This is a genomic window from Hymenobacter terrestris (assembly GCF_013377905.1).
Lineage (GTDB): Bacteria > Bacteroidota > Bacteroidia > Cytophagales > Hymenobacteraceae > Hymenobacter > Hymenobacter terrestris.
Genome location: NZ_JABKAV010000009.1, coordinates 69,130 through 84,184, shown reverse-complemented (window position 1 = coordinate 84,184; position 15,055 = coordinate 69,130). Strand labels below are relative to the sequence as shown.

The window sequence follows — 15,055 nt, the reverse complement described above, 5'->3', positions numbered from 1 at the left end:
AATTAAAAGTATTGCTAATTATCTAAGCAGGTTTTAAGCAACATGGCTCCTATTTCTTTTGGTAGATAGGGTGGATTCTTGCGGTGAAGCATTGCGTGGCAATTGGGGCATACTGGAATCAAATCCTCTGTTGGATTTACCTGGTATGTTTCTCCGATAGATGCCAAGGGCTTAAGATGGTGGACATGGATGAGTCCTTCACCTTCTGAACCGTATTTATCGAAAAAATTGAAGTCGCATATTTGGCATGTTGGTCCACCGTAATGAGCAATGCAGGCTTTGCGGGCCTCGGTGTTGCGCTCATACTTGTTTACCAGCACTTGTGTAGTGGCACCTTCAAAGAAGGTCTGCCCTGCATCTGACTGAACTTCATCGGGGTAGTCATATACTTGGGTGTTGACTACATTCCAGAGTACTCGTATTGGACCTTCGGATTCTGGTAGCTGTGCTTGCACCTGGCCAACGTACTCGAAGATGCTGCTGTCGCCCACTTTTGTGAAGAGGTGGTTTACTGCGTTGAGCTGAAACAGTCGGTTTACTCCTAGATGTTTGTGCAAACTGCCTGCTTTGCCAAACCACTCGAACTGGTTGGCAAGCCACCGATTCTGGTAGTTGTGGCCGGTGGTGGTTGAAGTTTGCATGCTAGCGAAGATGAAGTTTTCGCCATTGTAGTAATGCAGCCCGCTTTCCCAGTGGCCCCGGCGTTTTTCTTCGGGGACGTCTAGAGTTCGATAGATATCGTTGCGCGTGTACTGTTGACCTGGAACAAGTAGCATTTTACTGGCGGTTTTGATGGGATACTATTCGAACTTTACCTCGGGGAGGGCGGCTACTATTTCGACGGTTTGGATGCTGAGGGCGATGACGCTTAAGAGCAGGTCGAGAATGTAGCGGGGCTGGTTATGCTCGGTGGCCCAGTCGTTGGGGTTGTTGGTGATGCCGCTGTCTTTGTGGGTGGTGACTTGGTAGCGTTCCATAATCCACTCGATGGCGGATTTGCCGTTGACGGTGTAGTCGTAGGCGGCGGCGGGGATGTTGCTGACGGTGATGTAGGAATTGTAGAGGATGGTGTCGCGCTGGCCTTTCTTGGGGAAGCGCATTTTGTCGACGGTGTAGTGGTCGGGCTTGGTGATGGCAACCTGGACTTCGGAGAGCGGGGCTACTTGCTCGTAATCGAGGTGGAGGGCCGCGAGCTGGCGGCCAGCTTTACTGAAGGCCCAGAACTGGCGCACGTCGTCGAGCAGCGGCAGGCGGGGCAACATCTTCTTGAGGTCGTCGGCAAAGGTTTCACGGTAGGTGGGACTGTGGAACAGGCCGTAAACGTAATAGAAGATGTCTTCCTTGATGACGTTCTTACCATACTGCTGCTTAGCACGGGTTAGGATAAAGTCGCTGATGCCGTCGCGGCGGATAAATTCACTATCACCTCCCTCATCAAATAGGCTGCGCGTTTGCTTCGGGCGCTCTTCGAAGTAGTAAAGTGGGAATGTTTGCGTACCACCATAAGTGTCGTAGTCCCTAATAGTGTCAGTAACTAATGTATAGAAGTCCTTGACTCCTGCGTTAGGTACATTTATTATGATGTTTTTCGCCTCACTATTTGGGAAAAGCATAGAACTAATTCCTCTTCTTTCTATAAAGGGCTTGTCATAGTATAAATTCTGTTTGGAAAATGGTCGATAACTCGCTATACGAAACTCGGTATTCTTAAATTTGTGATAAACCCCTTTTTCCACATCTTTCTTTAAGTTAACTGACCAGCTGATTTTAGTTGGTGTCATATTGAGGAACTTATCGACCGAGGTAATTTGCCCAGCTTTTTTTTCCTCACTAAAAGCCTTTTGCTGCTCATTATAGAAGTCAATCATTCGACGCATATTGCACTCAAGCTCTTTTATCGACGAATTGTAAGTCCACGCATCACGAGCGGTTGCAACACCGACAGCATAAGTTGTGAAAATCGATTGAGACTTGAGGTCGAATTTCTTTTCTGGAGCTAAAGGGATGAACGTATCAAAAACCTCTGTGCGCTGAGCCAACCAATCACCGTGTTCATTGGTAAGGAGTATTTGCCAAGGTATTTTAGTATTCCCAATGCTGCGAAAAGACTTGACAATGTCAAGCTTGGTTTCTCGGGTTAGGTAGTCGCCAATGTCGTGGTAATGCACCGTGCCGGAGCCAGATACTGCCTGAGGGTTTTTGACCAGCAGCGTAACGGTGATGGGCGTACGGGAGCCGGAGCCGAAAATCTTACCTCCCTCCTTTCGGGACAATTCACCGCTGGTGCGCTGATTGCCGCGCAGGTTGAAAACGTAGATGGTAGAAAACTCACGCTGGAGTGATTTGCGGAATCCATCAGTGCTGTTGCCGTCAAGCCAAGCGCCGTTTGAAACGAAACAAATAATGCCACCTGTCTCGTCAAGTTGGTCGGTGCTCCAGCGGAAGGCTTTGATGTACGCGTCGTAAAGGGACTTGCTGAGACCAGCAGAGGAGTTCTGAGCGTATGTACTGGCAATACGAGCATCAAGGGCTGGATAGGCTTGATTTTGAGCGTTATCGTTGGCGCTTTTCTGACCGATTGAATAGGGCGGGTTACCAATGATGACTCGCAACGGCGCCTTACGCTGTCGGCTGACACGCTCAGTATTCTGAGGAAATACCTCTTTGAACAACTCACTTCTACCATCAGGCTCGGCAAGCTGAAATGTATCGGTGAGACAAATGCCTTCGAACGAATCGTAGGTAGTGGTCTGGGCAGCGTCGTGAAAGGCGTTTTCAATATTGACGGCCGCGATGTAGTAGGCCAGCAGGACTATTTCGTTGGCGTGTAGCTCGTGCTGGTATTTGCGGGCGAGGTCCTGGGGCTTGATGAGGCCACTTTGCAGCAGGCGGGTGATAAAGGTGCCGGTACCGGTGAAGGGGTCGAGGATGTGGACGTTCTCGTCGGTGAGGCGGCGGCCGAATTCCTGGTGTAGGACGTCGTCGACGGAATGGAGAATGAAGTCCACTACTTCGACGGGGGTGTAGACGATGCCCAGCTGTTCCACCATTTTGGGGAAGGCCGTTTTGAAGAACTTGTCGTACAGCTCGATAATGATGCGCTGCTTGCCTTCGGCGTTGTCGATGCCGCTGGCGCGGACCTTGACGGATTCGTAGAACTTCTGGAGCAGAGCGGTTTCTTCCGCGACGTTGGTTTCGTTCAGCAGGTCGAGCATCTGCTGCATGCTGACCGAAATAGGGTTGTTCTGCACGAAAGAATAGCCCTCGAACAACGCTTCGAAAACAGGCTTAGTAATGATATGCTGCGAGAGCATTTCGATGGCCTGCTGCTGGGTGATGCCCGGGTTGATGTTGTGGCGGAGGCCACCGAGGAAATTATCGAAAGCTTTTTGCAGATTGGGTTGGCTGTTCAACAGTTCGGTGATGCGGGTGACCTGGCGCTCGGCGATGCCGGCGATGCTCTTGGCCCACTGTTCCCAATAGGTGCGGTCGCCGACTTTGTTGACCATGCGGGCAAAGACAACGCTTTGCAGCTGCTCGAACTGGATGGCCAGCTGTTCGTTGATGGCGTTGGCGGCCTGGGTAGCGGATTCGCTGGAGCCGGTGGATGTGGCTTCGCCGTTGGGGAAGCTGGTATCGGGGCGGCCGATAAGGATTTGGGCGGGTCGCTTTTTGTTCAGCTCGATTTTGTTGACGGTGGCATTAAAGCGGTCGTCGTGGGCGCGGAGGGCGTTAAGGACGGTCCAGACGACGCGGTAACGGTCGTTGTCGTCGAGGGCCTGGGCGGCGTCGATGGTGGACGGGACGACGACGGGGATGATGATGTAGCCGTATTTTTTGCCGGGGGCGCGGCGCATGACGCGGCCGACGGACTGCACTACATCTACCTGCGAATTGCGGGCGGAGAGGAACAGAACAGCATCAAGGGAGGGCACATCGACGCCTTCGGAGAGGCAACGCACGTTGGTAAGAACGCGGCACTCGCGCTCGGACGTTTCGGCTTTGAGCCACCCGAGCAATTCGTCGCGGCGGGGCGCGTTCATGGTCCCGTCGATGTGCTGGGACTGAACGGGTATCATCTGGTTCCGCTTGTCCTCGGGCAGGGCGTCGATGTAGGTGTCGGTGGCGGAGTTGAAGGTGCTGGTGATTTTGCGGGAAGCCGCGATGTTGGAGCAGAAGGCCACGGCCCGGCGCATGGGCTCGGGGTCGGTTTCGCGAATGATGCCTTCGTCGCCGAGGATTTGCTTGGATAGGGCGTTAACGCAACCGATAAGGCGGGAAGCATCGTCGGCGTCGATTTCGTTGTCTTCGCCGGCAATCATCTTCTGGATGGCGGGCGGCACGTCCTGCTCACTTAGGGTCAGGATGAGGACCTTGTAGTCGGTAAGGAGGCCTTTTTCGACGGCTTCGCCGAAGCCGATGCGGTACATCTCAGGACCGTAGAGCGACTCGTCGTCCATGGAGCAAAGCAGGGCATCGTTCTGTGCGGCTTTGCTTTTGGTTTCATCGTTGTACAGGCGCGGAGTGGCCGTCATGTACAGGCGTTTTTTGGCGCGGATGAAGTCGTTGTTGTGAACTTTGGTAAAGTTGGATTCGTCGGCACCAGCAATGGAGACACCGGTGGTGCGGTGGGCTTCGTCGCAGATAATGAGGTCGAACCCGCCGAACTGTGGTAACGACTTTTGCAGCGCCTGTTGGGCTTCGGCAATGACGTTGATGGATTGGTAGGTGGAGAAGACCACCGTCATGCCTTTGCTGGGGGCCGCGGCCAGCGCCTGGAACTGTTTAACGATGCTGGCGACGTTGGTAGAGGCCGGCACGGCCAGGTCGACGGTGCTGAAGCTGTCGGTGTCGGCTAGCTTCTTGCGCTGGCGGGTGACTTCGGCATCGGAACAGATGCAGATGGCCGAAATAGGCTGCTGGGCATTATTGTACCATTCGCGGAGCGTTTGGCCGAGCAGGGCAATGGAGGGCACCATGAACAATACCAGGCCTTTGCCCTGGGTTTCGTTCTCGGCGATGCGGAGGGCGGTGAAGGTTTTGCCGGTGCCACAGGCCATGATGAGCTTGCCCCGGTTTTCGGTTTTGAAGGCCTCGTGGGTTTTGCTGAGGGCGTCCTGCTGGTGGGGGCGCAGTTCGAACGGGGCATTGGAGCGGGCCTGTTCGCCACTGAGGCCGGCTTCGAGCTTTTCCCAATCGACGGCAGCTTCTTTAAGCCAATTGAGGTCGAGGCGAGCAAAGGGCGGGCTTTGGTTTTTGATGGCCTCTTCGGCGTTGGGCCCCCACTTGTTGGTGGTGGAAATCCAGAGGCGTTGGGCGAAATGGACGGACTTCATGTCGCCGATGCTGTTGAAGCTACGGCCAGAGGTAGACAGGAAAGAGTCTAGTGCGGGTTTGTCGACGATAGTACCGTCCTGGACGCATTTGCATTGAATAGCCCAGTATTCGCCGGTGTGGGTGCGGGCTACCAGGTCGATACCGGTGTCGTTGCCGCCGAAGTCTTTGCGGGCGGGGAAATCATTCCAGAGCCATACGTCACTGAAGCGGTCAGCGTAAAGCGGGTCGGTTTGGAGGTAGGCCTGCATGAGACGCTCGAAGCGAAGGCCTTTGTCTTTTTCCGAGAAGGATATTTTGCGGTATTTGTCGAGTATCTGTTGGAAGGTCATGGGAGGGCAATGTGTAAATAGCAATCCTGCTTTTGTTAGAAGCTGGGCAGAATGGAACCAGAAGCCCGGCATCTTGCCAGGCTTCTGAATAGGATGAGTAAAGGCTACGGGTTGGGCTTTGGTGGCAACGGTATAACTATCTGGGGCAAATTGAATTGGTCCGCCGTGAGGTTGTACTGTTCGGCGGCCCAGCGATACTTTTCGAATACACCTGGATTTTGATTTGCTACACCTTGCTCAAGAATTTTCCTCAGGTTCTCATAATGTATTGAGGCCCCACCTTCACCTGGGCCATAGCGGGAGTCATAGTCTGTAAAGTAGTTCAGGTAATATGAGCCATCTGCCATCTGTTTACAGTGTTCTTTAATAAAATCCTCTTCCCAGTCCCCGCTATTTGCTGGGCCAGGATGTTGGTTAGCCAATTTGAAAAGGTTTTCACTGAATTTAATAATTGGGTAGTTAGCCGTTTTTTCACTTTCAACTGCTTGCAAGTACGCTGGCCCAAATATTAGATTTTCTTTATGAAATAAATCGCCCAATACAACAGCTCCACGGCACAGAAAGCCGTGTCTAATAAGCGTGTGTATTGCGTCAGCACAAGCTGAGAGCATGTAATATATTCCTCCCTTCTCGTCGGCCCGTCGAGACAAAATAATGCTATCGGAAGCGGTAATTGATTGCGGGTCGACGCTCAGGTAATTTTTAGCTTCCTCACTGTATTCGTCATCCAGATTATTGAACTCATCTTGAATTTCCTTCAAGGCAGTGTAAATAGTCTGAAATCCTTCAGTTGACGCTTTATTCGTTCTAACGAAGTCCGAAAAGCCTAATATGTCAATAAAGGCAACTACTCTATTTTCGTATGATGTTGGTTTATTAAGCTCGGTCATCGTGTAAACTGTGTTGGGGGTTCAGAATATAGTTTTGCGCTTGGGATAATTGGAGGTGTTAGCGTTGCCGGAGGTAGCCATGGGGAATTGGTGGATCACCGAGTCCGGCGGGCAAATCGAGGGGAGTGACGTGATGACAATATGATTCGACATACCCTTTTAGGAGGTGCGATTCGAACAGGACTTTGGCATCGTTGGAGAGGTGGTCGATAAGGGACTGGGGGGCCAAGACGATGAGCTTGGCCCGAGCACGGGAAGCCAACACATTGAAGCGACGGAGGCTGAAAAGGAACTCGTCTTCGGATTGGATAAGGTCGGGGTCACCGATGCCAAAGGAGGCAATGATTACGTCGCGCTGCTGGCCCTGGAAGCGTTCGACGGTATCGACAGCGCTGCGGATTTTCTCGGGCATACTATCGTCGCTGAAGACATCCTGCAGACGCTCGACAATTTTGCTCATCTGCGCCTTGTGTGGGGTTACAACCCCTATAGCCCGCCCCCAGAAGGTTTCGGCCGAATGAAGCTCCGTAGAAGCATCCTTGATGGAGCCGTCGAGCTGGCGCTCGTTGAGCAGTTGACGGCGGAGACTGTTACGCAACAGCAATGCTACGGCCGCAACGGTATCAACCTCGAAGCTATTTGCTTGGCCGGAAACTTCATCGGAGTACGTGAAGGCGGTGGCGGGATGGGCAGGATTGAGTAGCTGACCCCAGTTTTCTGACCAATCTAGGTCAAACGGCCAATAAGGTGGCCAGCCGGTTGGAAAAGGAGCTAAATCCAGGGCTAGGTCTTCGCTATAGGATTTGAGGTTGTCGCTGTAGTTGGCCCGACGGGTGAATTCAACGAGGGTTTTGTTGGAGCGGTAATTTATATCGAGGGAATTAGGCTCGACTTCCTGTACGTGGCGGGTGTACTCGAATATGGAACCTAAGAAGTGCTCCAATCCTTGGGGAGATTCGGCGGCCTGGATGGGTGGGAGCTGTAGGTCGTCGCCGGCTAGTACATAGGCTCCATCCTCGGCTGCTTTAGACACGACGAGGGTAGCGGAGGCTACATCCATCTGTGAGGCCTCGTCGATGATGATGAGGTCGAACCAGCGGCGTTGGGTGGCTTGGTTGCGACGTTCACCAGTTAAGCCGCTAGCAGTGTGATAAGCAATTGCGAGGTTGTGAATCTGATGGGGAGTTGAGCCAACGACTATCAACCCTTGGGGCACATCTAACCGGCGCTGTATGGCCTGGACTTCGCGGCTGCTATTGCACTTTTGTACTTTGAGAGAAACAATACTCTCGTCTAAGTTGCTGGGGCGGTCTTTGCTGTCACTTTCCAGGCGGAAAATATCAACCGGGACGGCGGGCAAAACGTGGGTTAACAGCTCAGGCAAGCCTTCAAGCACGTTGTCGGTGGCGGCGTAGGTATTTGAAGACACCAGAATCCGCAGGGTGATGCCCCGTTTGTTAGCATCGAGCAAGGCGCCGACAAGTAGGGCTCTCAAGGTCTGACTTTTGCCCGTTCCGGGAGGGCCCCAAATTAAGCTCAGACGGTGCGTAAGGCCCCATTCCCAAGCGGACCACTGGGAAGAATTTAGCGGCCGTTTGAGGTCTTGTAATATGGGCTCCAAGTCGGTGCGAACAGCAACCAGCTGGCGGGGAACGGTTTCGATTTTCAAGGCAGGGCCATCCCAGAGGAACCGAGCCGCGGGGGCTGGGTCTGGAGGATTGGTGGGCTGGGTTTCGGGAATGCCTAAGGCCCGGCGCATGGCGGGGTTATGGTAGGCAATGGCAGGATATCCTATACCCTGTAGCGTGCACTTTACTTTGCTGGTTATACCATCGAACTCGAACTTATCCAGGATGACGTTGACAGATAAGTCGAGCAGGCGGGCATCTTCCAGGTTTAGCTCGGTAGCGTGAGGGTCAGCTGAAGCGACGATATAGGATGTAGTGTCAGGCTTCAGGGCAATGGTGCCGTTTACCCGATCAATGGCTTCGATGGAAACCGCAGTAAGACCAGCGCCAGCAATGGTTTGAACAGCCTCACGGGCACCAGGGCCAACGATTTTGAAATGGGGGTTTAGAACGGAGTAAGGGTGCTTAAGAACGAAATGAGGTTGGTCGAGGGGAGACAGGGCATAGCCAATATCACCGGCGCGCGCGTTTAGCTCACGAGATAATTGGTTGAGTTCATAGATCATGAGACCGGGCATGGTGCCCAGTTCACGCGGTGTGAAATCCTGCAGGCGTTGCAAGGCGTTATCGTGCTCCTGCCCTACCAATCGGCGGGTTAGGATGGCAGAACGAAAACGGGCTTCACGCTCGTGAGGTGGCATGGCGCGCACCGTGTAGCCGTCGAGGTCATTGATGGCCACGTTGAGACGAGCATGTTCAAATAGTAGCTGGCTGAAGGGCGGTTCGTCTCTCAGTACCCGCGTAGGAAGGGTGCCGAGGATTGGAGCAGCCAGTCGCGTTGGCAGTAGTTCTTTGCTTAGGTCGCGGGCTAGCTGCTCTGCAATTATCTGCATAGCAGCTAATTTGAACCGGGTGGTGCGTAGAATAATCCCCTGTTTCTCAGTTAGTTGGCTCGCCTTTTTGCCCCACAGCTCGTGAATACGCTCACCAGGTATCAGGTCGCTGAGCGGGTCATGGTAGAGTGGATGAATAACGGGTGGTGTATAGTCGGGACCATGATAGTGCTGCGCAACACCGAAGAGCGTGTAATGATGGGGCAAGGGAACGGCAACAGTGTTCTGCACCACTCTGGATAGGAGCGTGAAAGGACTTTTGCTCGTAGCCTGGTCCGCTTGCGGTAGTAATTCGGCAGAAGGGAAAAGCCAAGCCATGTCCCGGATAGAGGGGTCACGAATAATGGCGTTCAGGTGCCGGCCAACTAGACGCTGGAGGTGGCGGCGTTGGGCTTCATCCCACAGATAGATTTGATAGGTTGAACGCTTCTGCTTGGTACCTTCCGTGCGGCGACCTTCATCGATAGCGGTTTTGTCTAGGGAAATTACCCTGTTGAGAATTTTGCGGAGGGCTCTCAGGAACTTGAGAAATTCTTGCTCCTCCCGTTCTAAATCACGGGATTCAACAACGTAAACCTCATCTTGACCGGAAAACGTGTCCCATGACTCGCTTCTTCTATCTGCGGCCGGAATGGTTGAATCGAATGGTAAAGGCTCCAGCCAATATGCCCGGATACCAAACGTGATGGTAACGGCGCTGGCAATGTCGTAATCGAGAAATAGGTACACCTTCAGATCGGGCCACTGCGGCATGAGCGAGTCGGAGCCGGCGTCGGCGAGGCTGGCCGTGAGGTTGCCGAGCAGAGCCTTTGCGCGACCGGGAAAGCGGGTGCTCTGGGTGCGGAGAGTGGCGTTGTCGCGGAATACTGGCGCATCAGGGGGCAGGGCAGCCAGCTCGGAAAGGGTTTTTACATTGAGCTGAAGAGCATTACCACGGCTAAGACCGAACACCATTGACAGGTGCTCGGTTTGCTTTGAGATGGGCCAGCACCACAGGTCATTGTGCGACTTAATCCCGTCCTTTTCCCAAGGGTAGCCCATGAATTCGCAACCCTGACAGGAATAGTTGACAAAGGGCACTAGGTCGGCCAAAGGGGTTTTTAAGACAGTCGGCAGGGTGTCGTTGAAGAAGCGGCGGATTTTTGAAACGAAGGTTTCAAAATGCGCTATTTCTAAATCACTCTCCAGAGCCGTAGCTAGGATTTCGAGGGTTGGGGTCTCGCCAGCGGCAAGGATTTCCTTGCGGACCTTCGTAAGGTTGGAGTCTACATAACTGCCTGGCCAAACGGCTGATGCAGCTACTACAGCAAATTTTTTGTCGTGGCCACCCTCGTACAGCCAGGCCGCCAGAGTTAATCCATAGTAAACTACTTCGGCGAAGTAGTTAGCACCTGGCTCGGAGGCCATCTTGATATCGATTACCCGTAACCGGAGCCGAGAGTCATCTGCTGTTATTGGGATCAACTCGCCGGATGGATGGACTTCCGTGCAAAATGCCTGTGGTTCTTCTGCGGGAGAATTGCAGCGAGCAGGAAATACCTGGATTAAGTCGGCTTGATTTACTCCCAAGCCTAGCTTCCTGCCATATTCGTCAGCCAGTTCGGTTAGATTCATACCACGCCGAAAGGCCGGGGTGTTGGAGTCATACTCGGCCTCGACTACGAATTGGTATGGCCGCAACTCACTTAGCCTATCCTCTAAGCTGTGAGCAACTGCACGCGACTCGGGCCAGCTGGGGCTGGCTACGATGTTTTCCTGGTTGAAAATCAGGCCGAGCTCCTCTATTTTTTCGTCCTGCCATTCTTTGCCCATTTCACCAATCTGGCCCATGACAGAACGGGCCTCCTGGTCGGGGGCCATGCCTAGTTCGATACGCGCGTCGTGGGAATAGAGGCTTAAGCGGAGGCGGCGTTTGCAGCCGTTGCGGATAAAGGAGGATAGAACTTTTTTTTTGAACTGAGGATTGAGATTTAAGGGCTTCGTAGGCATAAAGTGGATAAAGAGAACGAGAAGACAACTACAATTTGTGCGGTTTTAAATCTACACCAATTGCGTTGAATCCTAGCTCTTGTGCTGCTAATAATGTGGTATTAGAGCCTGCGAAGGGGTCGAGCGCCCAACCGGCGCGGGTGGGGGCCTCACAGGCGCACGCCTGCCAGCCGACGTGCTCTTTAGGGGCGAAAGTGAATTCGCGGAAGTAGCCACCCAAGGCCTCTTTTGCCTCATCGGCAAGTGCTTGCACCCTAGCTGAGTTACGGCCGGCTCCTTTCTGCAGCTTTTTGCCCATGCCCGCATCGGATATACCAACGGCACGAATAGCAGCTAGATGGTCTTCCGTCAGATTATGTTCTTCGAAAAGCTCCATTGCCCGGACGGCCTGCTTCCGGTTAGAGTCAAGGGTTGCGGAGGGGCCGACGATGCGTAGGTGCGCTTGGCCGCACTTGGTACAGACCCGCTCCGGGCAGGCTAAGAGAAGGATGCGTTGGGCTAATTCGGCGGGGAATGGGGCAATGTGGCCGGTTGTTCCGCTGCTGGGGGAAACATGCCAGACGTCTCCTATTTCGGCCAACGGCTTCTTTTCTTGAAGAGCGAAGCGGTCGAAATAGTAATCAGGGTTGCCCTTCTTTTTCGGGGGCACCAATTGTAGGACTGTTTCGTGACGGCTTGCTAAGCGGCGTGGGGATGGAGTGGGTACGCTGCTCGGTTTGCTCCAAACCAAACGATGCGCAACTTGCCAACCCCGTTGGCGCATTGCGAGCTCAAAAAGGATGGGGGTGCCGACTAGAACACCATCGTTGTGGGTATCAGCGAGGTTGATGAACACAGAGCCGTGGGGGGCTAAAAATTCGCTCCAGCTATCTACCGTGTTGGCCAGAACTTCCACAAAATCGGCTGGTGTTTTCTCCTGGCCCAATTGGTCGGCATGCTTATAGTCGCGACGCTGCCAATACGGTGGGGACGTTACGATTACGTCGAATGTTTTGACTGGGAATGTCCGCTTTAAGGCAGCTAATTTGCATGCGTTGCCAGATACTGCTTTGATTTTAGGAGTTGCTTCTGGGGCGTTGGGCATAACTAGATTTGTACTCGCAAGTTAACGTAAATGCCATTTGCAGGACAAGAAAAGCATTAAGGTAGCGCCTGATTGTAGAGACTAGCCTCAAAGGAACTATGTCTAACTCATGATGAATGATGCTGGCTAAACGAATCTTTTCGTGGGCGATGAGGGGTGCGGGCTTGATAGTTAAGCGGCGGGATTGGGGCGGTAGAGTTGGGCTAGAAGGTGGTCTTCGGCGCGGTGGCGGGCGTCGATGAGCTTTGGGGCTGCGGGGTTGGGCTGCCAGTCGGGGCGGGACTTGCGGGGGGTGGCCAGCTGCAGCTGCTGGAACTGCTGGGCGGACTGCTCGGGGGGCAGCAGGCCGCGCTTTTCTTTCTGGGTGAGGATGGTGAGGCGCTGACGCAGATGTTTGGCATTGGGATGATCGAGGGGGATGCGGCGGGCTATGCCGGCAACGAGCTGGGGAGCGGCTTGCTGGAGTTGGGTGAGCGTGGCGGTGGCCTCGCCGGCGGCGCGGGCTTTGCGGTCGAGGTGCTGGGTTTCGAGGTAGCGGGTTTTGCGCTCGAAATACTCGGCGAGTAGCGCGTAGAGGCGGGCTGGGTCGAGGGACTGGTAGAACTTGCTGCCGCGGGTGCGGGCTTCCTTGAGGGCCAAGATGATGTCTTTGACGCTCTCGTGGGTGTAGGTGTGGGCCAGCGTGTCGGCCAGCTCCAGAATATCGGCCGCGTCGGGCTTGTCGGGGACGCGGAGCGAGTCGAGGAAGGCGCGTAGGATGACGACCAGCAGCTTGATGAGCACGGTTTCGCCGAGCTGGCGGCGGAGCTGGAAGAGCTTGGGGGCGGCGGCGGCCTGCTCCAGGGTGAGGCCGATGGACAGCTCGGCGAGCAGGGCGCGGGCTTCGGGGTTGGGGGTGGCGGCCAGCTCACGTATCGTACTTGGAGCGGAAACCAGTGCGAGCAAAGAGCGTTCCGGGGCCACTGCCGTCGTTGGGGAACTGTGCAGGTGGGGCGAGCTTGAGGCGGTTATCGTGCGCATCGTTGAGGAAGAATTGCGTGGCGGTGGCTTTCCAGTCGCGGCGGCGGGGTGGCTCGCCGTTCTTGCGCCAGTTGAGGATTTGGGCGTGGTAGAAGCGTAGGTCGGCCAGCGCGTAGTCGGTGCCGGCGAAGGCGGCGGCGAAGTCCTCGTAGCGGGCGAGGTAGGATTCGGCGAACGGGACTTCGGGCCGGCGGCCCGGGCGGCCGCGGTGGCGGGGCTCGTGGGGCGGGATGGCCGGGGGCCGGCCGGCCTTCTTCTTTCGGGCAGCGCTGCTCGGTGGGACCGGCCCGGCGCCGTGGGGCGGGACCGGCTCGTCGACCAATTCCGCGCTTGAAAGCCCCTCCCCTTCCAGCACTTCTATTTTTTTTTTACGGTGGCCACCAGTGCCGTTTTCTACTACACTGTTTAAACCTCTAGTTTTACCATATAAGGTGTCTTCGGGCACTTCTGCCCCCGATGCGGGCTTCATGGGGGGCACTTGTGCCCGAAGTGCTGGGGGCAGTTCTGCCCCCGATGCGGCGTTTTCATGTCGGGCACTTATGCCCCCGGTGGGCGGGTGCATGGGGGGCAGTTCTGCCTCCGGTGCCGGGCTTTCATCGGGGGCAGAACTGCCCGTAATGGTGAGGGGCTGGGAGAAGTCGGTGAGGTGGCAGCGGCTGCGCTCGTAGCGCGACTGGCTGGGCTGGTAGGTGAGCAGCTGCCAGGTGTCGAGGTCGTAGAGGGCGGCGCGGTAGGTGCGCTCGTTGCCGATGCGGGCGGCGCGCATGGTGGCGGCGTGGTCGAGGTCGAGCGCCAAGGGGAAGCGGGCGGCGTTCCACTCGAAGAAAAGGGCCCAATACAGGCTGACATGGTGAGGCCGGGCCTGGGCCTGGCGGCTCAGGTGCTCGTGGGCGGCGCGGGTGTGGGCCACGTAATTCATGCATGCGCCGGCATAGGAATCAGGGGAACGAAGGGCTCGTCGGGGGCGGTGAAGGGCGCGGGTGGCTCGAACAGGCCGAGCTGGCGGCACTCGGTACACTTACCGCGCAGGGCGGCTTCGATTTCGAGCAGGGTGGTCTGGACGGTGGCATCGAGCAGGCCGGCGTAGGCGTAGGGCTCCAGCTCTTCACGGTCGAAGGCCACGTAGGGGCTGGTCAGGTTGAGTAGCTTGCCGGCGGCGAGCTGGCGCTGGCCGGTGAGCGTTACCCCGCTCCCACCGTGGCCAAAGCTGAGGCCGGTGACGGTGAAGGCCGCGAAGTGCTCGGGCAGGATGCCGGTTTCATCGTCGGGCCAATAGGTGGGCGTTTCGGGCAGCTGCTCGCACAGCAGGCAGAGGTGCGGGACGAGCTGGGCAAACCAGTGGAGCAGGTCGGGGTGGGCGGTTTCCTGGCAGGTAAGGGCGAAGGTGCGGGCGGGCACGTCGTCGGTGCGTTGCTCGGTGAATTCGCACTGGAGCTGCTGGTTTTTAAGGCGGGCTTTCTGCACCCGAATCAGGGAGTGGCCGGCCGGGGCCGCGGGGCCGACGATGGCGTGAAGCGGGGTAATCATCATGGCGTAGTGGGATGGGGTTCGGAAGGGATAAGGCGGAAAGCGGTGGGGCGGAAATAGCGCAGTGGGTAGGCGTCGAGCACGGAGCGGCGGTAGCCCCAATCCTTTTCGTTGAGGCGTACCCCCTGAATGCGGCCCACTCGCCGGGCCCGCCGCAATGACTCGGCGCACAACCCGATGTAGGCCGCCGCCTGTTCGGTGGGCAGGATATCGTCGGGCACGACGGGAACGGTGGGCTGCTGGAGCTGGTGGACTTGCTCGGTGAGGTGGGTGACTTCGGCGCGGAGCGCCAGCCACTCGGCTTCGGAAATGAGGATGACCGTTTGCATGGAAATGGGTTTGAGGGTTGAACCATAAC

At 55.7% G+C, this 15,055-nt stretch carries 9 protein-coding genes; all 9 read right to left on the bottom strand.

Annotation, left to right across the window (positions count from 1 at the left end):
• Nucleotides 1–14: 14 nt before the first annotated feature.
• Nucleotides 15–776 (bottom strand): HNH endonuclease, encoded by a 762-nt coding sequence (locus tag HW556_RS05245; protein WP_218136866.1) that lies wholly within the window; start codon nucleotides 774–776, stop codon nucleotides 15–17.
• A 24-nt stretch (nucleotides 777–800) separates the two neighbouring features.
• A complete protein-coding gene (locus HW556_RS05240) occupies nucleotides 801–5,666 on the bottom strand; it encodes a DEAD/DEAH box helicase (protein ID WP_176898645.1) in 4,866 nt (1,621 codons plus the stop codon).
• A 104-nt stretch (nucleotides 5,667–5,770) separates the two neighbouring features.
• Nucleotides 5,771–6,556, bottom strand: a complete 786-nt coding sequence (locus HW556_RS05235) for a hypothetical protein (protein ID WP_176898643.1) — start codon at nucleotides 6,554–6,556, stop codon at nucleotides 5,771–5,773.
• A gap of 58 nt (nucleotides 6,557–6,614) precedes the next feature.
• Nucleotides 6,615–11,066 (bottom strand): DEAD/DEAH box helicase, encoded by a 4,452-nt coding sequence (locus HW556_RS05230; RefSeq protein WP_176898641.1) that lies wholly within the window; start codon nucleotides 11,064–11,066, stop codon nucleotides 6,615–6,617.
• Between the two features lie 28 nt (nucleotides 11,067–11,094).
• Entirely contained in the window at nucleotides 11,095–12,150 is a 1,056-nt protein-coding gene (locus HW556_RS05225) for a DNA-methyltransferase (RefSeq protein ID WP_176898639.1), read from the bottom strand.
• A 171-nt stretch (nucleotides 12,151–12,321) separates the two neighbouring features.
• Nucleotides 12,322–13,095, bottom strand: a complete 774-nt coding sequence (locus HW556_RS05220; RefSeq protein WP_246289527.1) for a hypothetical protein — start codon at nucleotides 13,093–13,095, stop codon at nucleotides 12,322–12,324.
• A complete protein-coding gene (locus HW556_RS05215) occupies nucleotides 13,058–14,089 on the bottom strand; it encodes a hypothetical protein (protein WP_176898637.1) in 1,032 nt (343 codons plus the stop codon). The genes HW556_RS05220 and HW556_RS05215 overlap by 38 nt, the downstream gene beginning before the upstream one ends.
• On the bottom strand, nucleotides 14,086–14,700 hold the full coding sequence (locus HW556_RS05210) for a hypothetical protein (RefSeq protein WP_246289526.1): 615 nt from the start codon (nucleotides 14,698–14,700) through the stop codon (nucleotides 14,086–14,088). The genes HW556_RS05215 and HW556_RS05210 overlap by 4 nt, the downstream gene beginning before the upstream one ends.
• Nucleotides 14,697–15,026: a DNA-binding protein gene (locus tag HW556_RS05205; RefSeq protein WP_176898635.1), complete on the bottom strand. Its 330-nt coding sequence runs from the start codon at nucleotides 15,024–15,026 to the stop codon at nucleotides 14,697–14,699. Before HW556_RS05205 ends, HW556_RS05210 begins: the two co-directional genes overlap by 4 nt.
• Nucleotides 15,027–15,055: the final 29 nt, after the last annotated feature.